Origin of the sequence: Novosphingobium sp. SG751A (assembly GCF_013149295.1) — a bacterium.
GTDB lineage: Bacteria > Pseudomonadota > Alphaproteobacteria > Sphingomonadales > Sphingomonadaceae > Novosphingobium.
In genome coordinates this window covers 117,788-144,231 of record NZ_JABGCB010000014.1, presented here as the reverse complement: position 1 = coordinate 144,231, position 26,444 = coordinate 117,788, and the positions used below count along the sequence as shown (strand labels likewise).

Genomic DNA, 26,444 nt, shown 5'->3' with positions numbered 1-26,444 from the left:
TATCGCCCAGCGCCGCCTCGACAATATCACGAACCTTGCGATCCGACGCCGCCTTCTCTTCCGCAGCCGCGCCGCGCTTCAGCCATATGGCCATGCAAAAATCTCCCCATGAAAGGCTGTTTGGCTGTCATCTGACACGCGCCCCGCCACCCGACCATCGCATGTTATCGATGGCTTGCTATCGACCAAATGCCGTTGCCGCCTCGCGCCCGCGCGCTAGGTTCCACGCCAGATGATAAATTACGGGAGACATATGCGATGCGTCTGGCAACGCTGAATAATGGCACAAAGGATGGGCGGCTGATCGTGGTTTCGCCCGATGGCGCCCATTACGCGCCCGCGCCCATCGAAACGATGCAGGCCGCGCTGGAGGATTGGGGCAATGCAAAACCCTTGCTGGCCGCGATCACGGATTTCCCCGAAAGCCTTGATATCGAACAATTGCTCGCCCCCCTGCCGCGCGCGTGGCAATGGCTCGACGGCTCGGTCTATCCCAGCCATGGTGCGTTGATGGACAAGGTGCTGGGCATCGAGCCGGAAAAGCCCAATGCGCCGCTGATGTATCAGGGCGTATCCGACACATTCTATGCCCCGCGCGCCGAAGTGCCGATGGCCGATGAGGCGCTGGGCATTGATTTCGAGGGTGAATTCGGCATCCTGACCACCGCCGTCCCGATGGGCACGCCCGCCGCCAAGGCCGGTGATCACATCGCGCTGATCGTCCAAATCAACGACTGGTCGCTGCGTAAACTGGCCGGGCCGGAAATGAAGACCGGCTTTGGCTGGATCCAGGCCAAGCCCCCCTGCGGCATGGCCCCCTTTGCTGTCACGCCCGATGAACTGGGCGAAAACTGGCGCAATTTCCGCCCCGCGCTGCACTTGAACGTGCAATGGAACGGCGCGCAATTCGGCAATGCTTATGGCGAACCGATGGCCTATGGTTTCGACGATCTGCTGGCCCATGGCGCGCGCACCCGAAATCTGGTGGCGGGCACGGTGATCGGCTCGGGCACCGTCTCGAACGAGAATTTTCGCGAGGTCGGCTCTTCCTGCATTGCTGAGCGGCGTGGGATCGAGATCGTGGACGAAGGCGCGCCGCGCACCGAATTCATGACCTATGGCGACACCGTCCGCATGGAGGCGACATTGCCCGATGGGCACGCGCCCTTTGGCGTGCTGGAGCAAAAAGTGGTGCAGGCATGAGCATCAAGCTCACGATCCTGCCCCGCACGCGCGAGGGGTTGGGCCGCGAAGGCTTGCAGGCCTATCTGGCGGATTCCCATGGGCCGCTGGTCATGGCCCATGGCGAGGTCAGCGGCATGTTTGCCGGTTATGTCCATCACTATGTGCATGATGAGCCTTCACCGCTGGGCGCCTCTCTGGCGGATCGCGATGCGCTGACCATCATCCACTTTGCCCGTATCGAGGACATGGCCGCCTCCAAGGCCTCACCCGCCTATGCGCGAATCGTCGGGCCGGACGAGGACAATTTTCGTGAGCCGGTCGGGTCGCTGGCCATGCTGGTTTCCGAAACAATCGTTCTGGCCGGGCCGGAGGATGTTGCGCGCAAGCTCTTCATCTTTCGCCATGGCGCCGATGCGCAGGATGCGGAAAGCTGGGCCGCGAAACTGGCTCCCATCCTTGCCGCACAGGGCGAGGATGGGCCGATTGCGGCTTGGCGCATCAACACAGTTGCGCGCACATTGGAAGGCCCCGCCCCGGCCGAATTGTTTGACGAAGTGTCGCTGCGCGGCCCTATTCCCGCCGATCTGGCCGATGCCCTGACCGCTGCGGCGCAGGCATGCTTTGCCGATGCCCCGGCCTCGGTGCTGGTCACCAGCCCAAAGATTTTTGTTTCCAGCCAAAAGGATTGAAACCATGGAAATGTCAGATTCCGGCCTGCCGCCGATCCAGCGCGTGGTCACCGGTCATGATGAAAACGGTCGCGCCATCTTCAAGTCCGAAGATGTGACCCCCACCAAGATGATCGCCAGCGGCGACGCCAGCTTCCTCACCATCTGGTCCACCGAAACGGTCCCGGCCGACCTGAACGATGAGCGCGACGGGCGCGACCTGCCCACGGGGCTTACGCTCGAGCGCGGCAGCGTGATCCGCATCACCGACATGCTGCCCGGCAAGGAAAGCCCGTTCCACCGCACCAACAGCGTCGATTACGGTATCGTGCTCAAGGGCGAGATCGAGCTGGAACTGGACGATGGCCGCAAAAAGACCATCCGCGAGGGCGGCATCATCGTTCAGCGCGGCACCAACCACCTGTGGCGCAACACCACCGATTCGGTCTGCCGCATCGCCTTCATCCTGATCGAGGCCCCTGCGTATAAGCATGATGGCGTCGCGCTGAACGAGGCCAAGCCCGAGCAGGTTCACCCCGCCTATGGGGAAATGGGCGAGTAACAAGCCACGGTTTTGGCCGTGATGGGGTGGGGCTATGGCCTCACCCTTTCATGCCATCAGGGCCGAGCCGCAGCAGGAGTAAAACCATGATGTTCGATCTGACCGGCAAGGTGGCGATTGTCACCGGCTCTACACGCGGGATCGGCCGCGCCATTGCGCAGGCGATGATGGATGCCGGCGCGCGCGTGGTGATATCCAGCGAAGACCCCGCCGACACTGCCCGCGCGGCGGCGGAAATGGGCGCGCTGGGCATCCCTTGCGATGTCACCGATGATGCGGCGCTGGGCGGGCTGGTCGACGGCACGGTGGCGGCACTGGGGAGGCTGGATATTGTCGTGTGCAATGCCGGGATCACCGGGCGACCCGGCCCATTTGCCGCCATCGATATGGCCGATTACGCCCGCGTGATGGCGATCAACCTGCGCTCTCAGGTCGTGCTGTGCAATCTGGCCTTTCCGCATCTGCGGGCGCGGGGCGGCAATGCGGTGCTGATCGCCAGCCTGTCGGGCCTGCGCGGCAATGGGACGATCAATGCCTATGCGCTGGCCAAGGCGGGCGTGGCGCAACTGGCGCGCAATCTGGCCGTGGAATGGGGGCCGCATGGGGTGCGCGCCAATGCGATTGCGCCCGGCTTCATCGCCACCGAACTCTCCGCGCCGCTGCTGGCCAACGAGGCCTTTATGACGCGGCGCATGGGGATGACCCCGCTGCGCCGCCCCGGCAAGCCGGAGGAAGTGGCGGGCGCGGCGGTGTTCTTGTCCAGCGCAGCGGGCGGTTTTGTCACCGGCCACAATCTGGTGGTGGATGGCGGGACTTTAATTACGGACGGCAGCTAATTCACCAGGCCGTGGCGCCCGCATCTACCGCGATGTTGGCGCCCGTCACATAGCGTGCCTCGTCGCTGGCCAGCCATGTCGCGGCATGGGCAATATCCTGCGGCTCGCCAAGGATCTTGACCATATTCTTGGCCAACACTTTCTCGCGCAGGGCAGGTTCGCTTTCCATATGCGCGCGCGTGGCGGCGGTCAGGATGAAGCCCGGCGCGATTGTGTTGGCGCGGATGCCATGGAGGGCGCCCTCCATCGCCAATTGGCGCGTCATGGCCAGCACCCCGCCCTTGCCCGCGCAATGGGCCAGCGCGGCCGAACCTTCCAGAGCATGGGCCGCATTGGCGCTGGCGAAATTGATGATGCTGGCCCGCCCGCTGGCCTTCAGCAGGCCCCATGCCGCGCGCGTGGGCAGGAACACGATGTCGAGTTCACCCACCAACGTGCGCTTCCACTGGGCATAGGTCATTTCCTCGATCCATGCGAAAGTGGCGAAAGCGGCGGCGTTGAGCAGGATATCCACCCGCCCATATTCCGCGCCAATCGCGGCGAAGAGATCGGCCACCGCGCCCTCGTCGGTCAGATCGCAGTCCCGGTCCGTGCCGGAAATATCGACGCCGATGACTGTCGCCCCCTGCGCCCGGAAATGCGCGGCGCAGCCCGCGCCAATGCCATTGCCCGCCCCGGTGACCACCGCCACCTTGCCTGCCAGACGATCAGCCATGAAGCGCTACCTTTTCACCGCCGACCAGAACCGCCCCCTTGCGCAGCGCCCCCACCAAGGCGCCAATCGCGCCCACCAATGCCGCGCCCGACAGCAGGCTGAACGCCCCCATCAGCCCGCCCGCATGGCTGCTGCCCAAGGTCACCACCACCGGGCAGAGGAATTGGCCGATGGAAAAGGCCCCGGTCCACAAGCCCGCCGCGCGGGCGCGAATGTCGAAAGGCAGCCCGTCCATCGCCCAGACCAGCAAGGTCGGCAGCAGCACGCCTGCGCCCAATTGGTTGATGAAACAGCCGATCAGGAAGGGCGTGGTCGACCCTGCGCGCCCCATCAGCAGGAAGCCGACCGTAAGAAACGCAAATTCGCCCAGCAGCAGATGCGCCACCCGCATCCGCCCGATCCGCGAATAGATGAAGGTGCCGATCGGCACGCCGATGCTGGCCACCGAGGTCAGGAAACCGATCCGGCCCGGATCGCTCACGCCCAGCAGGGCAATGCCGCGCCCGGCCTGAATCTGGACCGTATAGAACAGCACAGAGCCATAGATGGTGATGGCGATGATCCCGGCCATCCGGCTCCACGGAAAACCGCCCCACGCGCCGTGATGCGGGGCGTGATCGGCTTCTTCCTCGGCGTCCGCCTCGGACGGTTCCCAGGTGAAGATCAGCACCAGCGCCAGCATGACCAGCGCCGAGCCATAGACCCAGAACGGCGCGCGCCAGCCAAAGCGGCCCAGTTGTCCGCCAATGTTGAAGAACAGCAGCGCCGACATCGAGGCGAAAGCCGTCTGTCCCGCCAGCCATTTGTCGCGTGCGGCGCCCTTGAAATAGTCACCGATCATCGTCGTGGTCAGCACCATAATCAGCGCTTCGGCCACGCCTACGCCGATGCGGCTGATGATGATCGCGGTCAGATCGGTCAGGAAAACCGGCGCGATGCCCACCGCCGCATAGGCCACCAGCGCCCAGATCAGCAGACGCCGCCGCCCGAACCAGTCGCCCAGCATCCCCGCCACCGGCGAGAACAGCGCCACGCAGAGCGCGGGCACCGTCAGGATCATCGGCACCCAATATTCATGCGCCGGAATCCGGGAAAATTCGTTCAGCAACCCCGGCAGGATCGGCGCCAGCAGCACGATGGCCATGGTGGAGAGCGTTATCGGGATCAGCAGCGATAGGCCTGTCATGAAACCCGGCTGATGGTGGCCTGTCACCTGCATATTCTCCCGATGCGCGGCCCCGGATTTTGGGGCCTATTTTCTCTTGTCCCTTGATTAGGCGCTTTGGCGCGAGGCTTCTATTTCAATCCGCCGATGGGCAACTATCCATGGCGTGAATAGGATCATACGTCCTTGCTGACCCCGGCGGCCGAGATGGCCGCGATCAGCAGCGGCCCGCAGAACAGCGCAAAGATCGCCACCAGCGGCCAATGCTGGCCCAGTGCCCAGCCGCCCAGCAGCGGGCCGGTGAACGCGCCGATACGGCCAATGCCAAAGGCCCAGCCGATGCCCGTGGCGCGCACCGCATCGGGATAGACCTGCGCCGCCAGCGGATAAAGCATGTTGAAGCCCCCCTGAAGCGTCACGCCCATGACAAAGGCCGAGGCCAGCACGCCCCACAGCGGCATCGACACCCCGCCAAAGAACAGGAAAACCCCCGCCGTCGCCGCCAGCAGCACGCTGCACAGGCGCCGCACGTCATAATGGGTGCCCGCGATGCTCATCGCCACGGTCCCGGCAAAGGCACCGAAATTGTAGATCGCGCTGGCGATGATCGCCTGCGTCTGGGGCAGGCCCGCCTCGATCGAGAGTTTGGTGATCCAGCTGGTGATGAAATAGAGCGCCATGAAGCCGCAGATCGTCGCCACCCACAGGCGGATCGAATTGGCGCGGCGCGTGCCGCTGACCACTTCGCCGATGCTGGCGTGCTGGCCCTGCGCGCCGGCGTCAAGGCCGGAGGGCAGGATCGAGAGGATCACCGGCACCAAAAGCGCCGAAACCGCCGCCGTGCCCAGCAAAATCGCATGCCAGCCAAAGATCGGCAGCGCCCATGCGGTGATGAAACCGGTAAACATCGCGCCGATGGGATAGCCCGCCTGAAGCACGCCCACGGCAAAATTGCGATGCTTGCGCGGGGCGACACGCGCGGCAATGGCCGAAATGCAGGCCAGCACCGTGCCGATCCCTGTGCCGATGAAAAAGCGCACAAAGGCCAGTTCCAGCACCGAATGGGTAAAGCTGGACACCGCCATGGCCAGCGCCATCAGCGCCATGGCCAGCGCCACCATCCGCCGCCGCCCGAACCGGTCGGCCATGGGGGCAAGACCAAGGCCGCCCAGCGCCATGCCCGCAAGGCCCGTGCTGAACACGATGGCCAGTTCGGCGGGCGAGACGCCCCATTCATTCTGCAACGAGGGCGCAATGAAGGAAACGACCAGCACGTCCATCCCATCGGCCATGTTCAGCGCAAAGCACAGCGCGACAATCGCCATCGCCTTGCGAGTCCAGTGGTCATCCGCCGTATCGAGGGCCGTATCAGAAGCAGCATCAGGGACAGCGGAGACGAAGGCCATGGGGGTCTATCCTTGGGGTTTTTCAGAATTGGACAGGGTCGCGGTGGGCGGCCTGCGCGTTCAGGCGGATCGAGGCATTGGTTGCGCCATAGGCGTCATAGCCGCGCCGCTGGACCACTTCGAAGAAGATGCGCTTGGCAACAGCCCGGCTGTAGAACTGGAAATATTCGCCCGCCTCGTCGCGGTCATAGAGGATGTTATGCTCGGCCAGCCGCGCCACCAGTTCGGGGGCAAGGCCAAAACGGGCCTCCAGATCCTCGTAATAATTGGGGCCGATGGCAAGGAAGGGCAGACCCGCCGCCTTGGCCCGCGCGGCAACTGCAAAAATGTCGTCGCAGGCAAAGGCGATATGCTGAACCCCGGCGCCAAAGTAATTGTGCAGGAAGCGGGTCGAAAGCGCATTGGCCGCCATCGAGCCATTGAGCGTGAAACGCACCGGTTTGGCCGTGTTGCGGCTTTCCACCGCCTGCGAATAGACGATGCCCATGGGATCGGAGATTTCGAGTTGGGGCGTTTTGGCAAAATCGAACAGCGCGGTGTAATAGAGCAGCCAGCTCAGCATTTCCTCATATTGCATCGTCTGGGCAATATGATCGACGCGGGTCAGGCCGGTGGTGCCGGGCAGAGTGCTGCCCGGAAATTCCTGCGCCCACATATCCGCATCGGTGGCCGCATCAACCAGATAGAAAAGCGACCCGCCCACCCCGCGCACCGCCGGAATCTGCCATTCATCGGGCGCGACGCTCTGGCTGAAGCGGGGAATGTCGAGCGCTTCGGCTCGCGCAATGGCGGCGGATTGATCCGGCACGGCAAGGCCGATGGCGCAGACCGAGCCGCCGTGCACCATGTCGAAACTATGCGCGAGACCTTCCGGCTCCGAATTGATGACAAGGTTGATCCCGCCCTGCTGCCAGCGTTCGACCTGTTTGGAGCGATGGCGGCCGGTGCGTTCAAAGCCCAGCGCGGCGAAAATGCCGGTAAATTCCTCCGCCTCGGCATGGCTGGCGGCAAATTCGATGAATTCCACGCCCATAGGCGCAATGGCGGCGGGCATTTCAGGCGTGCGGCCCAGCGCGCGTGATGCACCGTCATGCAGCACTTTCAATCCGCGCAGACCATCGCGCGCGACCTGACTGGCCGACCCTGCACGGAACCGGTCGTTGAAGATTTCGAGGCTCCAATAGCCGTCATAGCCGATGCGCAGCAATTGCGCGGCAAATTCATCGAGCGCAAAATCGCCTTGGCCCGGCATACAGCGAAAATGGCGGCTCCAGTTGAGCAGGTCCATTTGCAGACGCGGCGCATCGGCCCATTGCACGATGAACAGCTTATCGGCGCGGATGTCGCCGATGCTGGCGCTGGGGATATTGCGCGAAAGCGAGTGGAAACTGTCGAGCGTCAGGCCGAGCGCGGGGTGATCGACATCGCGCACAAGGCTCCACGCATCGCGGTGATCGTTGACATGGGCGCCCCATGCCAGCGCCTCATAGGCAATGCGCTTGCCATGCTCGCCCGCGATCCCGGCGATGCGGGAAAGGTCGGAAAGCAGCGTGTCGCGATCCCCCGCCGCATGGGGCGAACAATTCGAGCAGAGCAGGACCAGATCGGTGCCCAGATCCTCCATCACCGCGAATTTGCGGCGCATCCGTTCCTCGGCCCGCGCGCGCTGGTCTGCGGGCAAGCCTTCGTAATCGCGGAAAGGTTGGAGCATGGCCACATCCAGCCCCAGATCGCGGCACATGGCCCCGATCTCCACCGCCGATTGCGGGGCGCTGAGCAGGTCGTTCTCGAAAATCTCCACCGCCTGATAGCCCGCCGCCGCAATGGCATTCAGCTTCTCGGCCAAAGTGCCGCTGATGGAGATCGTGGCGATAGAGGAACGGAAGGTGGGGGTCATGCAGCCTGTTCTCCTGCAATATCCGCCAACAGACGCGCCAGCATCCGCTCCCGGTCAGGAGCGATGCCGGTGATGTGGCGAAAGGCTTCGGCCGCCTGTCCTACCACCATCGACACGCCATTGGCCACCCTTTGCCCCTGCGTGCGGGCGGCGGCCAACAGCTCTGTTTCCAAAGGAAAATAGATGATGTCGGCCAGCCATTGATCGGCCCGCATCAAGGCCGGATCAAACGGCACGCCGGGCAATTTGGCCATGCCCACCGGCGTTGCATTGACCACGCCCGCGCAAGGGGCAATCGCGGCGCCCACATCATCGGCCACGGTAAAGCGGCAGGACGGCACCGCCTGCGACAGGCTCTCGGCCAGACGCTGCGCCCTTGCGGCCTCGGGGTCGAACAGCACCACCTCGCCTGCGCCCAGCTGCCCCAGCGCCAGCGCGGTCGCGCTGCCCGCGCCGCCGGTGCCGATCTGGGCCACCGACACGCCCGCAATCGAGCCGAAAGCGCGTTCGACCAGCCATGAAAAGCCGATCCAATCGGTGTTTTCACCGATCACACGACCATCTCGAAACACCAGCGTGTTGACCGCACCCAGCACGCGCGCCTGCGCGCTCAATTCATCGCAATGCTCGATCACCTGCTGCTTGAAGGGAAAGGTCACATTACTGCCCGAATAGCCGATGTCAGCCATCAGCCGCACCGCCCGGCCCAGATCCTCATCCGCCCATTTCATCGCGTCAAAATCGAACAGGCGATAGGTCAGCGGAACGCCCAAAGCCCGCGCCTCGGCCTCATGGATCGCGGGCGAGCGGCTGGCGCTTATGCCCCGCCCGATCAGGCCGACAGCGTGGGAGGAAAACGGGGGGGAAGCATGGGTCATGAAAGCAATCTCGGAAAAAGAAAGACCGGGAGGGCATGAGCCGCCCTCCCGGCAGTCAGGGTAGGGAAGATTTACGCCATACGCCGCCTGATCCACAGCGCCATGGGAACAGAATAGAAAATATGGCTGAAAATGCCGCCGATGATGATGGCAGGGTCAAGGTAATCGGGATGTTCATGGCCCGCGATGGAAATGGCCACATGCATCACCACCCACAAGACGGGCGCGAGCAGCAGCCCGGCAAGGCTGGCCTCCCATCCGCGACGGCGCAGCCCCGGCCACACAGTCGCAAACAGAACGCCCCAGACCAGCGCGAAACCAAAATGAATGGCAATCCCCAGCAGATAGGCAAGCGACCCGAGGGCCTCCTGAAAGGCTTTGCCAAACACCAGACCGGTGGCGTTGCGGGCAATTCCGGCAAGCGGCATCATATGCTGCACGCCGACCCACACCGCCGCCTCATAGATCCAGATCACCACCCCGCCCAGCAGCCCGCCTTCCAGCCCCGCCCTGACGGCAAGAGCAGAGTTCGGGCGGCCGGACGGGGCGCGCATCAGAAGGACACCGACACAGTGCCGCCGATATAGCGGTAGAAGTCACGCGGCAGGGCCTGAGCCACCGCGCCCGCGCCGCCCACCGAGCCGGAAATGCGGCGCATACCGGCCACATAGCGCTGGTCGAACAGGTTCTTCACATAAAGGCCCAGCTTATACTTGCCCTCGGGCGAAGTGAAGGTGATCGAGGCATTGGCAACGCCGAACGAAGGACGCAACCAGGGCGAGTTCGGATTGGTCGCATCGGCCAGATTGGTGAACAGCGTCTTGCCGGTCCAGGTATAGTTGGTCGACACATTGGCCTCCCATCCGCCCACCGGCACGTCATAACTGCCTGTCAGGCCCCACTTGGTTTCCGGCGCGTTCAGAGGCATGCCGCCCTTGATGTTCTGGGTCGCGCTGAGGAACAGATCGCCGAACTCGTTCTTCGAGAACAGGAAGTTGCCCGACAGGCGCAGCGCCGGAACCGGACGCAGCACGATGTCGCCTTCGATGCCCTTGGTATAGAGCTTGCCCGCCGAACGCAGCACCGGCGCGCCCGAACCATCAGTGCCCGAGGACGAGGTCTGATAGCCGTCGAAAGTGGTCTTATAGCCGGTCAGGTTGATCGTCAGCTTGCGGTCGAACCACTGGCTCTTGACGCCGATCTCATATGAGGTCGAGGTTTCGGGCGCAGCGGGCAGAGCCGCCATACCGGCCGCCGTCACGAACATGTCGGCGTCCACCGCCTGCCCCTTATAGCCCTTGGCAAAGGAGGCGTAGGTCATGAAATCGCGGCTGAATTCATAGCGCGCGGTGATGCGGCCCAGCAGCGCATTGTCGCTGAAGGTGCGATAGAAGTCCCAGTTGGGCGTGCCCGCATTGGCGCCGCCGGTCGTGGCCGCACCGATATGGTCGCCATTGGGGCCGGTCACCTTCTTGTGGTTCCACTTCAACTCGTCATGCACAAAGCGCACGCCGCCCGTCAGCGTCAGCTTGGAGGTGGGGTGCAGGTTGAGGTTGGCGAAAACCGCCGAATTGATGTTCTGCACCTTGGTGATCATGTCGGCAAAGACATAGGCGTTCGGGTTGGTGACGGTCACCGTGGTGGGCGTCGGAAAGGCGACATTGCCCGCGATGTTCGAACGCACGCCGCCGATGGTCAGATCGCGCTCGGTCATCGAATTATAGTAGAAGGCGCCGAGGATATAATCCGCAAACCCGCCGGTGGGCGAGGCAAGGCGCAGTTCCTGGCTGAACGTGTCGCTCTTTTCCAGGCTGTTGCTCTCGCCGCAGGTCAGGCTGCCGTTGACCGTGCGGCAGGCAAAGCTGAGCGGGTTGAGCAGCAGCGCCTGCATCTTGGCCAGCGCCGCATCGGCGGTGATGCCGGGGTTGGTGGCGCTGAACAATTGCTGGGGCGTCACGCCGGTAAAAGGTGCGTTGGTGCCGTCGCGGTCGCGGATGGCAAAGTCGCGATACTGGCGATAGGCGGTGATGCTGGTCAGCGTAAACTCGCCCAGCTTCGCCTCGGCGGTCAGCGAAACGCCGCGATTCTTCTGCCAGCCCACCTGCTGCGTGTCGAAATTGACATAGCGGTTGTCGGGGCCAACGGGCGTGCCGGTATAGGCGGCGGTCACATTGCCGCTGGCCGCGGCCACGCGGATCGGTTCGCCGCAGCAATCGGCCTTGCGATAGGCCCAGTCGCCCGCCAGCGTGAAGGTCAGGCCGTCATAGGGCTCGTAGAGGAACTTGCCGCGCACGCCATAAGACTGCGAATTGTTGACCGTCGAATTGGTGGCCTTGTTGATCACCAGACCGTCTTCGGTGTGGTAATAGCCCGAAACGCGGAAAGCAGTAGTGTCGGACAAAGGCCCGGTCAGCATGGCATTGACGCCATATTCATTATTGGCCGCCGCCACGAGTTCGACCTTGCCGCCCAGCTTCTTGCGGTCCGGCCCCTTGGTCACGATCACCACCGCGCCGGCCGAAGCGTTCTTGCCCTGAAGCGTGCCCTGCGGCCCGTTGAGCACTTCGACGCGTTCCAGATCGTTCAAACCGTCAAAGACCGAGCCGACGCGGGTGTACACCACGCCATCGACGATGGTGGAAACCGAAGGCTCGACGCCCACCGAGAAGGTTTCGGTGCCGATGCCGCGGATCGAGAAGTTGAACAGGCGCGCTTCATCGGCCGCCTGAAAGTTCAGCGTGGGCGAGATCTGGCCGAATTCCTTGGGGCTCTGGATCGCCATCTTCTGCAAGGTGGCCGCCTCGACCGCCTGAATGGAAACCGGCACCGACTGCAGGCGCTCGGAGCGCTTTTGCGCGGTCACGATGATGTCGCCGGTCACGTTCTCGGCAGCGGCCGGAGCCTGGGCAAAGGCCGGAGCCGATACCGCCAGAGCGCATGCCATCGAGACGAACGAAATCCGGGCGTGAAACGCCTTCATACACACTCTCCCTGTTTAACGGCGCCCCGATGCGGCCAGCATTTGGCTCGCACCCCCATGGCGCACCGATATCCTCATCCTTGCCCGACTAGGCCTAATCCCCCCGATGGGCGACTAGCCTTAGGTCGAGCCACTTGACGATCCTTTTCTATACGGACCGTTTGGTATGTCAACAACAAACATACTGGTTGGAATGTTATTGCAATCCGGCATTGCTTGAGGCTAGATAAATCCACGGTTTGGAGAGAATGCCGATGAAACCCGCCCCATCAGATGGCAAAAAGCGCAAACAGCGCGATGCCGAAGCAACACGCGAAGCCATCCTTCAGGTGGCCACCGAGGAATATGCCCGCGTTGGCCTGCACGGGGCCCGAGTCGAGGAAATCGCCTCGCGCACGGCAACCTCCAAGCATATGATTTACTACTACTTTGGCAGTAAAGAAGGCCTGTATCGCGCTGTACTGGAAAAGGCCTATGCCGATTTCCGCAGCGCCGAAACGGCGGTCGATTATGACGCGATGGACCCGGTCGCCGCGCTGGAAATGCTGATCGGCATTTCGTTCGATACGCACCGCGCCAACCCCCATGTGATCCGCATCATCATGTCGGAAAACCTCGATCAGGGCAGCCATCTGGCCGCCGACGATCAGACGGTTCAGCGCGCCAAGGTGCTGGACATCACACGCCGCATCCTTGACCGGGGCAAACAGGCGGGCATGTTTGCCGATGATGCCACCCCGCTCCACCTGCATATGTCGCTCAGCGCGCTGTGCTTTCACTTCCATTCCAACCGCTACACCTTTGGCACGATCTTCGCGGTGGATTACGAAAACCCCGCCTTTGTCGAAGAACGCCGCGCCGAGGTGATCCGGACGCTGATGAAAAGGTGCCTCAAATGACACGTGCCATTTCGCTGGCCGCCCTCACCGTGCTGGAGGCGGGGCCGGTCGAAACGATCCGCATAGCGGCGGCCTGCGGCTATACCCATGTAGGCCTGCGCCCGGTGGCGGCCACGCCCACGGAGCGGCACTGGCCGATGATGGCCGACGCCGCGCTGGCGGGTGAAATCCGCGCCGCGCTCGATGGCGAAGGGGTGGGTGTGCTGGATGTGGAAATCCTGCGCCTGACGGACGTGATCGACTGGGATCAGGTGCGCGCCACTGCCGATTATGCCGCAGCCGTAGGCGCGCAGCGCATCCTCGTGGCCGACAATGACCCCGATGCGGGGCGCAGCCGCGACAATCTGGCGCGCATGGGCGAGATTGCGGATGGCGCGGGCGCGGTGGTCGCGCTGGAATTCATGCCATGGACCCATGCGCCCAATCTTGCCGCCGCCCGGGCGCGGACGCAGGACTTGCGCGGGGTCGCCATGCTGATCGACGCCTTCCATCTGGTGCGCTCGGGCGGGCGGGTCGATGAACTGGTGGCGGGCGATCCGGCGATTTCCTACCTCCAGCTCTGCGACATTGCCGGGCCGACCCCCGATATGGACGCTATCCTGACCGAGGCCCGCGCCGACCGCCTGTTCCCCGGCGAGGGCGATGTCGATCTGGCGGGCATCCTGCAACGCTATCCCACCCTACCGATCAGTCTGGAAATCCCGGCGGATCGCTTGCGCTTGCAGGGCGTTGGCCCGCGCGAACGCGCCGCTCTGGCCATCACGGCGATGCGCCGCGTGCTGGAAAAGGCGGGCCAGAATGGCTGAATGCGATCTGCTGGTCATCGGCTCGGGCGCGGCGGGGCTGTGCGCAGCGGCGACGGGGGCGGTTCTGGGCCTCGACGTGGTGGTGGCAGAACGCGCGCCGGTGCTGGGCGGGACGACGGCGTGGTCGGGCGGCTGGATGTGGCTACCGCGCAATGAACTGGCCGTCGCGGCGGGCATTGCCGAGCCGCGTGAGGCCCCGCGCGATTATCTGGCCGCCGTGCTGGGCAATCGCTTTGATCCGGCCCGCATCGACGCCTTTATCGACACGGCGCCTGCGATGGTCTCCTTCCTGACCCAACATGGCTTCCTGTTCGAGGCGGGCAACCGGATCTGCGACATCTATGGCGACCAGCCCGGCGCGGGGACGGGCGGGCGCTCGCTGATCGCCGCCGCCTATGACGCCAGCGTGCTGGGCGAGAAACTCGGCCTCCTGCGCCTTACCAAGCGCGAAACATCGTTTCAGGGGATGCCGATTCAAGCTGGGCCGGATCTGGGCGCTTTCCTCAATGCCACGCGCAAACCGGCGGCCTTTGCCCATGTGGCGCGACGTTTGATCCGCCATGGCTGGGAAATGGCGCGTTATGGCCGGGCGACGACTTTGCTCAACGGCGTGGCGCTGATTGCGCGGCTGTTTGAACTGGCCGACCGGCATGGGGCACGGTGGATGGTGTCCAGCCCTGCGGTCGAACTGATCGAGAGCGGCGGGCGCGTGACGGGCGCCATCCTGCAAACGCCCCATGGGCGCGAGGTGGTCCATGCGCGGCGCGGGGTGGTGCTGGCCACGGGCGGTATCTCGGCCAGCGCGGCCCTGCGGGCGCAATATTTTCCCCATGCGGAAAACCACGAAACGCTCGCCGTGCCCGAGGCCGATGGCGCGGGTCTGGCGCTGGCGCGGCCGCTGGGCGCGGCATTTGCCGATGATCTGGCCGCCAATGGCGCATGGTGCCCGGTCAGCCATGTGACATGGAGCGATGGCGCGCGCGGCATTTTCCCCCATATCATCGAGCGCGGCAAACCCGGCGTCATCGCCGTGCGCGCCGATGGGCGGCGGTTTGTGAATGAGGCCAACGGCTATCACGATTATGTCCGCGCGCTGCTGGCCGCCACGCCCGATGGCGAGACGGCACGGTCATGGATGATCTGCGACCATGCCTTTATCCGCCGCTGGGGTCTGGGTATCGTGCGCCCTGCCCCGCTGCCGATGGGATATTGGATCAAGAGCGGCTATCTGCACTGCGCGCCCACGATTGAGGCGCTGGCCGCGAAACTGGGCATCGCACCGCAACTGGCTCAAACGGTGACCAAATATAACAAGGGCGCGCGCGAAGGCCGCGACGATCAGTTCGGCCGGGGCTGGTCGCCCTATAACCGCTATCAGGGCGATCCAGAACGCCAACCCAACCCCAATGTAGCCGCCATCGAGCAAGGGCCGTTTTACGCCATCGAGGTCATTCCGGGCAGCTTCGGCAGCTTTGCCGGATTGCGCACCGATGCCGATGCGCGGGTATTGCGCGAGGATGGATCGCCCATCGCGGGCCTGTTTGCCGCAGGCGCCGATATGGCCAGCATCATGGGCGGGCATTATCCGGCGGGCGGGATCAATCTTGGCCCGGCGATGGTGTTCGGCCACCGTGCCGCGCAAGCGGCGGCAGGATAGAAACACCCCGCCGCCCTGTCGGTTTTAGCGCCCTGCCCCGATCCATACGGCAATGCCATCAATCGGGCCATTGACCGGAGCCGGGGTTTTAGCGGCAAAGCCGGCTGCTTCGTCCACCGGGCCTGCGCCCTTATAGGCCGCCACCTGCGGATAGGCATAGACCGGGCGGCTGCGCGGGGGCAGCAGTTTGCGCGGGGGGAACATGCCCGGAGGCGGGCCATCCGCCGCAGGCTTGGCCCCGCCGCTGATGCCCACGGGCGCGCCCTCGGCGGTTTGCCCCGCGCGGTGGGCAATCATCGCCTGGGGGGCCTCGCCGCCCTCAACCCATGCCATCAGATCGGCCAGCAGCGGAAATTCGCTCGGCCCGTCGCCGCCCGAACAATGGCCCATGCCGGGGAACAGGAACATGCGGACGAAACCATCGCGCGGCCCCTTGCCCAGTTTTGCACCGACGCGTTCGAAATAGTCGATGGTGTTCAAGGGGCTGATATGCGGATCGGCCCAGCCATGCCACAGGATCAGCCGCCCGCCCCGCGCATTGAAGGCGGAGAGGTCGGGATTGTCGGCGCTGTAAAGCGCACGGGCCGGTTCTTCGGCGCGATACATCGCCTCGGTAAAGGGGAAGCTCTGGGGCGTAAAGGGTGTGGCCGGATTGGGGGTGAAGAGCAGATGGTTGATCGTATCATCGGCGAAATGCGCGCTGCCGATCATGCCGTCGGGGGTGCGCGGCACGAAAACGCCCACCCATTCCTCCTCGCTGCCCGGCATCAGGGGGCCAACCTCCAGCGCCTTGCCATCCGCCGTGCGCGCGCCCTGATAGATGAGGCGCGCGGCCTCGGCCTTGGCCGGTGTCAGACATTTGCCCGCCTCATAGGCGCCCTTGCACAGGATCTGCGCCGGATTGACGCGGCAGGCGCGCGGATCGGTGATCTGTCCATCGGCCAGCCCGTCCATCGCGTCGCAAGCGCTCAGCGCCAGCGCATGCAGCGCCTTGGTATCATCGGCCAGCAGCACCGCCTTGCCATCCGCGCCCGTGTTCACCTTGGCCAGCCAGCCATGGTGGAAGGAATTCTGCACCGTGAAATTGAGCGCCGGAGCGCCCGCCGCAATCCCGTCGAAATCCTGCGGATAGCGCTGCGCCTCCATCAAGGCCTCGCGCCCGCCGTCCGAACAGCCCGAGAAATAGGCATAGCGCGGCGCCTGACCGTAAAAGGCGCGGATCAGCCCCTTGGCCGCCAGCGCGGTCAGATGCACGCCGCGATGGGCGAAATCCTCGCGGGCCTGCGCGCTTTCGCCCCATGCACCGCCCATGCCCGAATGGCCCATATCGGTGCTGGCCAGAACGATGGTGCCATCGGTAACCGGGGTGCAGCTCTCGGCCTTGCCCGCATCAATGCGCAGATTGCCGCAAAGCCCGCCGCAGCCGGTCTGCAGATAGCGCTGGGTCCAGCCCGCCAGCGGCAGACGCACCTCGAATTGGATCGCAGGCGCGATGGTGCCGGTCACACGGCAATAGGGCTTGGCACCGCCCACTTCATTGGCGGCCAGATCGGTTTTCGCCCCCGTCGCCCCCGACAGATCAATCGCTGCCAGGCCGGCGCAGGCCATGACCGGCGCGACCGGGGCCAGATTGGCCATCGCGCCCGGCCCATTGGCCGCCTGCGCCGCCGGGACCATGCCCATCCACACCGCCACAATCGTGAAAGCCCATAAAAGCCTTCGCAGCATCTTTGCTTCCTTTCCGTCATCCCCCATGCCAGCGTTAGTGGCCTATGCGTCCCCTTGCGCCTAGACGTTGGTCGAGCCGGGCTGCCCTTGGCGCCGCGCCCGCACGGGTTTAAACCCGTGCCCGTATGAGAGGAGAGCGAAAAATGCGCGTGCTGCTGGTGGATGACCACCCCCTGTTCCGACAGGCGCTGGCGGCCACGGTGCGCCAGATCGCCCCCGAACACAGCGTCGAACATTACGATACACTGGGCGAGGCACGCGCGGCATTAGGCGCGGGCGAGGATGCGCTGGTGCTGCTCGACCTGAAATTGCCCGACAGCCATGGGATTTCAGGCCTGCTGGGATTAAAGGCGCAGGCACCCGCCGCCACGGTGGCGATTGTTTCGGCCAGCGACGACCATGAAACGGTTCAGACCGCGCAGGCCTGCGGCGCATCGGGCTTTATCTCGAAAGCCGCCAGCGTCGAGGAACTGGCCGCCGCGATTGAAACGCTGCTGGCCGGGGCGGAATGGTTCACCGAAACCGGGCCGGACCATGGCCGCGAACCGTTGACTGCGGCGCAGGCGCGCATTGTTGAAGGCGTGCATCGCGGATTGATGAACAAGCAGATCGCCTTTGAAATGGGCATCAGCGAGGCGACCGTGAAATATCATCTGACCGGAATTTTCCGCAAGATGGGGGTGCAGACGCGGGCGCAATTGCTCACGCTAGCCAGAGATTAGCCGTTCTCGCTCGCGGCCCAGCAGGCTGCGCAGGGCCAGCGGCGGCAAGGGCTTGGCCATCAGGTGAATATCCTCACGCGGGAGCGTCTCGGCCCAGCCGGGTTCGGGCGTGGCGGTCATCAGGATGCGCGCGCCGCAACGGTCCGCGATGGCGCGCAGCAGGCTCAGCCCGTCGCCATCGCTTTTGCTGGCTCCCAGCTTGTAATCGGCAATCGCCACATCCCACCGCCCTTCGCCCGGCACGGCGGCGATGCTGGCGCAAGGCGTGACCATCGCGCCCCAGCGGGCGATCAGCGCGCTGGTGCCCGCCAGCACATCCTCGTCATCGTCAAGGCACAGCACGCTCATCCCGCCAAGGTCAAAGGCGGGCGCGGGCGCGGGGGCAAGGCGCGGCGCGGGCGCGGTCAGGGGCACGCTGACGGCAAAGGTGCTGCCCCGTCCGGGCCGCGATGCCACCTCGACCCCATGGCCCAGCGCCTGCGCGATGCGCGCCACGATGGACAGGCCCAGCCCCGCGCCCTCGGCCATATCCTGACCCTGGGCCAGGCGGGTGAATTCGCGGAAGGCGGCGGGCAATTGCTCATCGGCAATGCCAACGCCGCTGTCGCGCACCTCTAGCCGCAGATGATCGCCGCGCACCCGCGCCAGCACCACCACGCGGCCACGGGGCGTATAGCGCAGCGCATTGACGATCAGATTTTGCAGAATCGAGCGCAGCAGATCACGGTCGGTCCTGATCCAGCGCGCGGTGGGCAGGATCACCAGCTGCAAATGGCGGGCCTTGGCCATCGGCTCAAACTCGGCGCCCAGCGAGAGCAGCAAGGCCCCGGCATCGACCGGCTGCGGCTGGGGCCGCAACGCGCCCAGTTCGAGCTGAGAGAGTTTGAGCAGCGCGTGAAGCAGGCGATGCGCACCCTCGACCGCCTGATCGGCCTTGGTCAGCAGATCGCGCTGCTCGGGATCGTCGACCGACAGCAGCGCATTGCCGATAAACAGGCGCGCGGCATGCATCGGTTGCACCAGATCATGGCTGGCCGCCGCGACAAAGCGCCTTTGCGAGCCTGATGCCTGCTCGGCCTGCCTGCGCGCCTCGTTCAGCGCGGAAGTGCGCTCCTCGACCCGGCTTTCCAGCATCTGTTCGGCCTGTTTCTGCTCGGTGATGTCGGTCAGGATCAGCAGGTAATCACCCCCCGCCAGCGCCCGCCCGGCAAGGCTGACCACGCGCCCGTCGCCCAGCGCAAGTTCCTGCGCCAGCGCCTTGCCGGTGGCCTGCGCCGCGCGCCATCCGGTGGCCACCATCGCCGCCTCTCCCGCCTGCACCAGCGCATCCTCCAGCGAGCGGCCCATATGCAGCCCCTGATGGTCCATCCCCTGCCCCGTCAGCCCCAGCAGCGCGAAGAAGCGCGCATTCCACGCCACCACCCGCGCCCCGTCATCGACCACGCAGACCCCTTGGGGCAGGCTTTCCAGCGTGGTCTGCAACAATTCGCGGCTGAAATGAACGGCATGGCCCGCCTCGTCCAGCAGGCGTCCGATCTCGGTCGCATCGCGCTCGCCCGAGGCCAGCGCGATGGCCACCACATTGCGCGCCGATGGCGCCCCGATCACGCCCGCCAGCACCCTTTCAGCCGCGCGGACCATGTTGGGCGAAACGGGCTGATCATCGCCTATCGCCCCGCGCCGCGCCGCCATGGCAATGTCCAGCACCGCCCGCCCCGCCTCCTCCTCGCCCAGAAATTGCCGGAGCAGGCGGCGCAGATCGCCAAGGCTGGCATCAATCGCCAGACGCCCCGAATCGCGCGCGGGATCGCCGGCGGCCACGAAACTGCCGGCCTGTATCAGGTCGATCAGGCGCGGGCGGGCCAGCAGCGAAAAGCCGACATAACAGGCGATATTGACCACCAGACTGAGCAGGATGGCCCAGCGCGCCAGCCCTCCCCGCCCAATTTCCCAAGGCAGGGCCATCCAGACATCAGCCCCCATATCGGGCGGAGCAAAGAAAGCAGGCGCAGCAATCGCCACCGTCCAGACCGCCACCCCCGCGCATACCCCCGCCAGCGCGCCATTTGCATGACCCCGCCGCCAGTATATCCCCCCGATCAGCGGCGGCACCAATTGCGCAAAGGCGGTCAGCGCGGTCAGGCCCAGTTCGGTCGGCCCCTCGATGCTCTTGACCCCGATGTAATAGGCCCATGCCATCAGCGCGACCGCCACCACAGTGATGCGCCGCACCAGCAGGATCTCGCCCCCCACGCCGTCGTGATCGGGCCGCATCAGCAATCTTTCGCGCAGCCGCCCGTGCAGCAGCGGCAGCACGATCTCGTTCGACACCATGGCCGAAATCGCGGTCAGTTCGACCACCACCATCGCCCCGCCCGCCGACACCCCGCCCAGCCATGCCAGCAGCGCAATGCCGTAATCCCCCCGCGCGGCGGGCATGGCCAGCATTTGCAGATAGGGGCTGACCCCGCCCACGCCCAGCCCGCCGCGGATGCCCCCCGCAATCACCATCGTGGCCAGCACCCAGAGGCCGAAATAGGCCGGCACGCTCCAGCGCGCGCCGGCAATATCCTCGGTCCGCTCCAGCGCGACAAAGCCAAGGTGGAACTGGCGCGGCAGGGTAAAGCTGGTGACGGTGCAAAGGAAAGTGAGGATGAGGAAGGTGGAAAGCGAGCCGCCCGCGAAAGGTGGGAGATGCGCAAGAGGCCGCATCCCGCCCAGCGACCATAGGCAGAAACCGGCCACCGCGATCAGGCCCGAAAGCTTCACCAGCGATTCCACCGCGATCATGCTGACAAAGCCGCGCGCGTGGCGCGTCAGATTGGGCGAGCGCGTGCCGAACACGATGGTCATCGCCACCAGCGCCAGAAACAGCGGCCATGCCGTCACGCTGGCCGTGCTGTCATGCCCTGCGGCATAGGCCCACACCTGTCGCAACACCGCAAGTTGCAGCGCGATATAGGGCAGCGTGCCCAGCGTTGCCACCAGCGTCACGACAATGCCCAGCGGGCGGCTCTTGCCAAAGCGCGCGGCGAGGAAATCGGCCAGCGAGCCGACGTTCTCCTGCTTGGCCAGCACCGCGATGCGGCGCCACACCGGCGCAAACACCGTCAGCGCCAGCACCGGCCCCAGCGCATTGGCGACAAACAGCCAGCTGCCCCCGCTGGCATCGCCCACCGCGCCGAAATAGGTCCATGCCGAACAGAGCGTGGCCAGCGACAGGCCATAGCGCAGGCCCCCCCAGCGGCGATCCTCGCGCCCCGAAAGCCGGTCCGCGCGCCAGCCCACCCAGGCCAGCGCGCCCAGATAAAGCATGACCGCCAGAACCAGCACCCGCGCGCCAAGCATGGCCCCTCCCCTTTTTCGGGGCCGGTCATGCCATGGCGGCGCGGCGCTGGCTATGGATCATGTTCTTAACGCAACCAGACAGAGCAGTTGAAACAGCATCTGCGCACCCGCCTGCGCGGTGATCGTGCCATGGTCATATTCGGGCGCCACCTCGACCACATCGCCCCCGACGATGTCGATACCCGCCAGCCCGCGCAGGATCGCAATCGCTTCCCGGGTGGACAGGCCGCCGACCTCGGGCGTGCCGGTGCCCGGCGCAAAGGCCGGATCGAGTGCGTCCACGTCAAAGCTGACATAGGTCGGCCCGTCGCCCACCACCTCGCGCGCCTTGGCGATGACCCAGTCGATGCCGCGTTCCTGCACCTCCTCGACATGGATCACGGTCATCCCGCTGGCATGGGAAAATTCCCAGAGATAGGCCGCCCCGCCGCGAATGCCGATCTGAACACAGCGGCGCGGGTCCAGCACGCCCGCCAGCACCGCCTCGCGAAAGGGCGCGCTGTGGTGAAAGCGCGAACCTTCGTAAATGCCGCCCGTGTCGCAATGGGCGTCGATCTGGACCAGCCCCATCGGCCCGCTGCGTTCGGCCAGCCCCTTCATGATCGAGCCGGTGATCGAATGATCGCCCCCCACCGAAAGCGGCACCGCCCGCGTGCGCGCAATCGTGCGATAGGCCGCCTCGATATCGGCATGGCATCCGGCCAGATCATAGCGGCTGTTCATCGGCACATCGCCCAGATCGGCCACGCGCAGCATGTTCATCGGCGCGATGCGCAAGGCATGTTCATAAGGCCCGATCCGGTCCACGCCCCGCAAGGCGCGCGGGCCATAGCGCGCGCCGGGCCGGTTGGTCACGCCCAGATCCATCGGCACCCCGATCAGCGCCACATCCAGCCCGCGCAGCAATTCGTAATTCAGCCCGCCCGGCATATAGGGCGCACCCAGCAGCGTCGAAGGATTGGCAAAGGGCCACTGGCGTTTGTCGCCATCCTTGAAATTCAGCCCTGCCACTTCGCGCAAATGGGGGTCATGCATATCGCCCCCTCCGGCCCCGGCGTATAATCGGCGCAGTTCATCCAGATCGAATGGCATCTTTGTTCACCCCTGCTTATTATAATGCAGAGATGGCCGCGCAGACGCGAGCGCGGCAATCGCGCAAATGGCGTATTACCTTGCGCGGAGGCGGTGGGAAGAGGCTTAGCCCAGCTTCCGCCCGGCCTGAATTTTTTGCAGCAGTTCCAGCGCCATGCCCATTTCCGCCTCGGTCAGCACGCCCGCAAAGGCATTCTCGATGGGCACCACCACCTTTTGCGCCTCGACCAAGGCGACCTTGCCCGCCTCGGTGATGAACAGGCCCTGCGCGCGCCGATCGCTCTCGATGCTTTCCAGCACCAGCAGGCTTTTGCGCGTCAGGCTGGCGATCATCTGGTGGATGGTGGCGCGGCGCATGCGGAACAGGCGGGCAAGCTGGGATTGCGTCACGCCCGGATTGGCCTGAACCAGCCAGAGGATCGAGGTCTGCTTGGGGGTCAGATCCATCAGCCGCAGCGCCGGATCAAGGTCGAACGAAAGCGCCGCATAGGCAATGCCCAGATTGAAACCCAGCAGGCTTTCCAGCCCCGCCGTATTGATCGCGCCCGCCAGCCCGTCGGTTTCGGGCACTTCGATTTCGGCAACATCGACATCGTTCAATCGGCGGCGAGGAGCGCGAGAATCGAGCACGGGCGGGGGAACCTTTCTGGGTGGTAGTGCCAATGACTGTATGGAATATATACAGATTGGGCGCCAATGCCAATTTGTGCAGTTGCACGCAAGGCTTTGCGCCGATTTTGCGAATGCAAAAGATGCACAGAGCCTTGCAGTTTGCGCGGAGTTTTCACCCAATTGGTCCGATCAGGACAAAAAGCCGATGCTTTTCAAAGCGTCCTTCAGCGCGGCAACTGCAATCGATAACGGAGGCTGACCTTGCCCCCCGCCGGGATCGTCACCGCCCAAAGCGGATGCCCGTCCTGCCGCCCCAGCTTTGCCGAGGCCGAAACCATCCGCGCGCCGTCGGGCAGCAGTTGCTGCGATTCGAAATGCACCGGCCAGCGGTTGGCATTGCGCACGGTGGCAGTGATCGCCTCCTCGCGATCATTGATCCGCCGCGTCCTGCTTTCCAACCGCACCTGCGGCGAAGCGCCGATCTCGATATTGGCCGTCTCGCCCACAGCCTTATCGTCCATCGCGCCCTCACCCACCGGCAGCGCCGCCGCGCCCACCTGCTGCACCACCGCCACCCCGCCAGCGGGCAGCGCAAGGCCCAGCCCGTCGACCTTGCGGTTGGCCATGCGCAACCGGATGCGCGCCTGCCGGCTCTCGCCATCTTGGGCGCCCACATCCACATCGGCCCGGTGGATCAGCCCCAGTTTCACCCGCCGCGCGGCCATCAGCGCCACCTGCTTTTGCGCATGGGCCGCCACATTGGTGGGCATAGGCACGCGATAGAGCCGCAGATCGCCCAGCACTTCCTCTTTCACCACAACGGGGGCCATCATCCTTTTTGCCGTGACCACAACATCGGCCATCATCGCCACCGGCGCGGGCGGCGGCGCGGGGGCATAGACCGGCATGGTTTCAACCAAGGGTGCCTGCACCGGCGAAAGCTGGCAATGCAGCACCAGTTCCTGCGTCTGGGCGGGTTCCTCGCGGCTTTGTTCGAATTTGGGCTTGCCGCCCACAACGGCCGCCTGCGCCTGCGCAAATCCGGTCGTGTCGCCATTGGCCAGCGTGACCCATGCGGTCATCTCTGCGGCCTGCGCACCGGGGGCCAGTTTGACGACATAATGCGCCTGCCAATCAAAACCCCATGCCAGATAGGTCAGCCGCACTCGCGCCTTTTGCGCCAAAGCCGCATGGGTGGCGATAGACAGAGTGGGCCGCGCGTTCAGCCCCTCGGGCAGGCCGTCATAGGCGATGGCATCCTTCAATCCCCCGCAATTGGCGATCTCGAAACCCGCCTTGGTCTGAACAATCGCCGCGCCGTCGGGCGCGGATCGGATGATCGCCTCCTCCTCGCGGGTATGCCCCTTGGCATCAGTGCGACGCAGCGTGACCGGGCGGCCAAAGGCGCGCGCGTAAAGATTGCGCGGTGAGAGCAGCTCCGCATCAAGGTTCTTTTCCGAGACCCCCGCGCCCAGCCCTTCGACCAGCGCGGTTTCGGCCATCATCCCCGCCGCCACGCCCTCGAAACGGATCGTGGCGTCGCCCGCCGGGATCATCACCTCGCGCTCTTCGGAAATCAGCGCATAGCCGCGCAGCCATGCCGGGTCGATCGCCTGCCCCGCATCGCGGTCGGGCGCGCGATAGATGGTCACCGCCACCTTTGCCGGGGCGGGTGATGTCACGATCTGTTGCGCCTGAATGGGCGCGGCGGCCATCAGAGCCGCGCCCAGCACCATCGCCCGCACGATCAATACCGCGCATCGATCTGCGCGGTCAGGTTGACCGAGCCTTGCGCGGGGATGGTGATCTTCCAGACCCGCTCGTCGGCATTGCGCTGTTCGCCCTTGGCGCTCTCGGCCGAAACGCGTGTGTCGTGCCACCCGCGATCAAGCCCCGCCTGCACCACCTCGACCGTGACCGGCACGGCGCGTGCATTGGTCAGGCGATAGGCCATATGGGTGCGCCAATAAGTCTTGGGCGCGTCCACCGAAACGATCTGGCTCTGGCCGTCGCGGGTGATGCGGTATTGGGCCACGCGCTCCCATTCGGCGCTGTCGATCTTCTCGCGCTTTTCCACCGTGGGCTGGATCTTCACATCAAACGCATCGCCGGTTTTCAGCGCCAGCGTCGATCCCATCGGCGTGTGGCCAATATTGTCCTCGCCCACGAATTGCGGTGCGCCGGATGCATCGCGCATATAGACCCGCACCGTGCCCGCAGGCAGCGCATCGCCCAATCCACCCTCGCGCGCATTGGAAAAGTTGATGACGCTGGCAAAGCTCTGCGCCTCGTCGTTGGTGGCGAGCCATGCGTTGCGATACCAATAGGACTTGGTTGCGCTCGCGCCTTTCACGTCCAGAAAGCTGACCTGCTTTTGCTGGGCCTGCGCCAGCGTGGTGGGGTTGGCGATGGGGTAGAGGTAGAAATCGCCCAGTTGTTCGCGGGATGCGGCCTGCGTGCCGACAATGCCCACGGGCCGGGCCGGGCGAAAACGGGGCTGTGGCGCGCCGTCGCCCACTGCGCCCGCCACCAGCAGCAGTTTGGCAGCCGGATAGGTCGTCCCGCTGGTGTTGTTCAGCGTGACCCAGCCCTGCACATCCAGCTTGCCCGCCTTTTCATCGAACATGGCCACGTAATCAGCCTTCCAACTGAACCCGCGCGAGAGATAGGAGAGCGCCACCGGCCTGCGCCCCGCCTGCGCCGCATCCAGCGTGACCGAGAGCGTGGGCCGCGCCTTGAGGCCCTCGGGCAACTGGTCGAACACGAGGCGCGCATCCATATCGCCCAGCACTTCGATCCGGTTGCCGATCTGGACCAGCGTGCCGTTATTATTGGCAAGGATCGTGCCGCGCTCGGTGGTTTCCACGCCCGTGGCGCGGTTGGTGCGGATGATCGTCACCGCCTGTCCCACGCCCTTGTCCACCAGCCTTTCGGGGCTGAGCAGATCATAATCGAAATTCTGTTCGACCACGCCCGCGCCCGGCGCGGCAATCGTCACCGTTTCGGGCCGGATCTGGGCCGAGACATCGGCGAATTCGGTCAAGGCCCGCCCCTTGGGCAAATCAAGCTGCCGCACATCCTGAACCAGCGCCAGATCATTGTTATAAATGGTGATCGCCACCTGACCCTGCGCGCTGGCCGGAGCCGCATGGGCGCCGGCGCCCCATGCCCCTGCACCACAAGTCATCGCGCCCAACAACAAAGGCGCCCAATTTGCCGCTTGCCGCTTCATCTTTGCATCGCCCCTTATCGCCATAATCTATGTGCCAAGTTAGCTTGACCTTTACT

General features: G+C 64.9%; 21 protein-coding genes. 8 read left to right on the top strand and 13 right to left on the bottom strand.

The genetic code is table 11. From position 1 onward, the window contains the following. Positions 1–258: 258 nt before the first annotated feature. The 4 genes from FHW96_RS18990 to FHW96_RS18975 all read left to right on the top strand — a co-directional run bounded on the left by FHW96_RS18990 (position 259) and on the right by FHW96_RS18975 (position 3,251). Entirely contained in the window at positions 259–1,203 is a 945-nt protein-coding gene (locus tag FHW96_RS18990) for a fumarylacetoacetate hydrolase family protein (protein WP_172342150.1), read from the top strand. Next, positions 1,200–1,874 (top strand): EthD domain-containing protein, encoded by a 675-nt coding sequence (locus tag FHW96_RS18985; protein ID WP_172342149.1) that lies wholly within the window; start codon positions 1,200–1,202, stop codon positions 1,872–1,874. Before FHW96_RS18990 ends, FHW96_RS18985 begins: the two co-directional genes overlap by 4 nt. A gap of 4 nt (positions 1,875–1,878) precedes the next feature. Then, the gene (locus FHW96_RS18980) at positions 1,879–2,415 is read left to right on the top strand and encodes a cupin domain-containing protein (RefSeq protein ID WP_216650962.1); all 537 of its coding nucleotides are present in this window, start codon (positions 1,879–1,881) and stop codon (positions 2,413–2,415) included. An 86-nt stretch (positions 2,416–2,501) separates the two neighbouring features. Beyond that, positions 2,502–3,251 (top strand): SDR family NAD(P)-dependent oxidoreductase, encoded by a 750-nt coding sequence (locus FHW96_RS18975; protein ID WP_172342148.1) that lies wholly within the window; start codon positions 2,502–2,504, stop codon positions 3,249–3,251. A 1-nt stretch (position 3,252) separates the two neighbouring features. On the opposite strand, the gene FHW96_RS18970 is transcribed toward FHW96_RS18975, so the two are convergent. The 7 genes from FHW96_RS18970 to FHW96_RS18940 all read right to left on the bottom strand — a co-directional run bounded on the left by FHW96_RS18970 (position 3,253) and on the right by FHW96_RS18940 (position 12,292). After that, entirely contained in the window at positions 3,253–3,966 is a 714-nt protein-coding gene (locus tag FHW96_RS18970) for an SDR family NAD(P)-dependent oxidoreductase (protein ID WP_172342147.1), read from the bottom strand. Next, the gene (locus FHW96_RS18965) at positions 3,959–5,152 is read right to left on the bottom strand and encodes an MFS transporter (protein WP_253951071.1); all 1,194 of its coding nucleotides are present in this window, start codon (positions 5,150–5,152) and stop codon (positions 3,959–3,961) included. The genes FHW96_RS18970 and FHW96_RS18965 overlap by 8 nt, the downstream gene beginning before the upstream one ends. Before the next feature lie 155 nt (positions 5,153–5,307). After that, the gene (locus FHW96_RS18960) at positions 5,308–6,537 is read right to left on the bottom strand and encodes an MFS transporter (RefSeq protein ID WP_172342145.1); all 1,230 of its coding nucleotides are present in this window, start codon (positions 6,535–6,537) and stop codon (positions 5,308–5,310) included. A gap of 22 nt (positions 6,538–6,559) precedes the next feature. Next, a complete protein-coding gene (locus FHW96_RS18955; RefSeq protein WP_172342144.1) occupies positions 6,560–8,434 on the bottom strand; it encodes a bifunctional sugar phosphate isomerase/epimerase/4-hydroxyphenylpyruvate dioxygenase family protein in 1,875 nt (624 codons plus the stop codon). Next, positions 8,431–9,312, bottom strand: a complete 882-nt coding sequence (locus FHW96_RS18950) for a shikimate dehydrogenase (RefSeq protein ID WP_172342143.1) — start codon at positions 9,310–9,312, stop codon at positions 8,431–8,433. Before FHW96_RS18950 ends, FHW96_RS18955 begins: the two co-directional genes overlap by 4 nt. 71 nt (positions 9,313–9,383) lie before the next feature. Then, complete coding sequence (locus FHW96_RS18945) at positions 9,384–9,866, bottom strand: hypothetical protein (protein ID WP_172342142.1); 483 nt, start codon at positions 9,864–9,866, stop codon at positions 9,384–9,386. Next, positions 9,866–12,292: a TonB-dependent receptor gene (locus FHW96_RS18940; RefSeq protein ID WP_172342141.1), complete on the bottom strand. Its 2,427-nt coding sequence runs from the start codon at positions 12,290–12,292 to the stop codon at positions 9,866–9,868. The genes FHW96_RS18945 and FHW96_RS18940 overlap by 1 nt, the downstream gene beginning before the upstream one ends. Positions 12,293–12,540: 248 nt before the next feature. Between FHW96_RS18940 and FHW96_RS18935 the strand changes: the two genes are divergently transcribed. The 3 genes from FHW96_RS18935 to FHW96_RS18925 are packed head-to-tail and all read left to right on the top strand — an operon-like array spanning position 12,541 to position 15,654. After that, the gene (locus FHW96_RS18935; RefSeq protein WP_172342140.1) at positions 12,541–13,191 is read left to right on the top strand and encodes a TetR/AcrR family transcriptional regulator; all 651 of its coding nucleotides are present in this window, start codon (positions 12,541–12,543) and stop codon (positions 13,189–13,191) included. Next, complete coding sequence (locus FHW96_RS18930) at positions 13,188–13,997, top strand: sugar phosphate isomerase/epimerase (RefSeq protein WP_172342139.1); 810 nt, start codon at positions 13,188–13,190, stop codon at positions 13,995–13,997. Before FHW96_RS18935 ends, FHW96_RS18930 begins: the two co-directional genes overlap by 4 nt. Next, a complete protein-coding gene (locus FHW96_RS18925; RefSeq protein ID WP_172342138.1) occupies positions 13,990–15,654 on the top strand; it encodes an FAD-dependent oxidoreductase in 1,665 nt (554 codons plus the stop codon). The genes FHW96_RS18930 and FHW96_RS18925 overlap by 8 nt, the downstream gene beginning before the upstream one ends. Positions 15,655–15,678: 24 nt before the next feature. On the opposite strand, the gene FHW96_RS18920 is transcribed toward FHW96_RS18925, so the two are convergent. Further along, positions 15,679–17,382, bottom strand: a complete 1,704-nt coding sequence (locus tag FHW96_RS18920; protein WP_172342137.1) for a tannase/feruloyl esterase family alpha/beta hydrolase — start codon at positions 17,380–17,382, stop codon at positions 15,679–15,681. A 143-nt stretch (positions 17,383–17,525) separates the two neighbouring features. Here FHW96_RS18920 and FHW96_RS18915 point away from each other — a divergent pair, with 143 nt between their 5' ends. Next, positions 17,526–18,104, top strand: a complete 579-nt coding sequence (locus FHW96_RS18915; RefSeq protein ID WP_172342136.1) for a response regulator transcription factor — start codon at positions 17,526–17,528, stop codon at positions 18,102–18,104. Here the strand turns inward: FHW96_RS18915 and FHW96_RS18910 are convergent. The 5 genes from FHW96_RS18910 to FHW96_RS18890 form a co-directional block, all read right to left on the bottom strand. Further along, complete coding sequence (locus FHW96_RS18910; RefSeq protein WP_172342135.1) at positions 18,090–21,452, bottom strand: ATP-binding protein; 3,363 nt, start codon at positions 21,450–21,452, stop codon at positions 18,090–18,092. The two genes, FHW96_RS18915 and FHW96_RS18910, sit on opposite strands and share 15 nt — an antisense overlap. A 57-nt stretch (positions 21,453–21,509) precedes the next feature. After that, positions 21,510–22,544 carry an agmatinase gene (speB, locus tag FHW96_RS18905; RefSeq protein WP_172342134.1) on the bottom strand — a complete coding sequence of 345 codons (1,035 nt, stop codon included), beginning with the start codon at positions 22,542–22,544 and terminating at the stop codon, positions 21,510–21,512. A 105-nt stretch (positions 22,545–22,649) separates the two neighbouring features. Then, positions 22,650–23,174 (bottom strand): MarR family winged helix-turn-helix transcriptional regulator, encoded by a 525-nt coding sequence (locus FHW96_RS18900; protein ID WP_172342133.1) that lies wholly within the window; start codon positions 23,172–23,174, stop codon positions 22,650–22,652. 206 nt (positions 23,175–23,380) lie between these two features. Further along, positions 23,381–24,901, bottom strand: coding sequence for a DUF4139 domain-containing protein (locus tag FHW96_RS18895; protein WP_371815756.1), 1,521 nt, complete (start codon positions 24,899–24,901; stop codon positions 23,381–23,383). A 2-nt stretch (positions 24,902–24,903) separates the two neighbouring features. Next, positions 24,904–26,388 carry a DUF4139 domain-containing protein gene (locus FHW96_RS18890; RefSeq protein WP_371815753.1) on the bottom strand — a complete coding sequence of 495 codons (1,485 nt, stop codon included), beginning with the start codon at positions 26,386–26,388 and terminating at the stop codon, positions 24,904–24,906. Positions 26,389–26,444 lie beyond the last annotated feature (56 nt).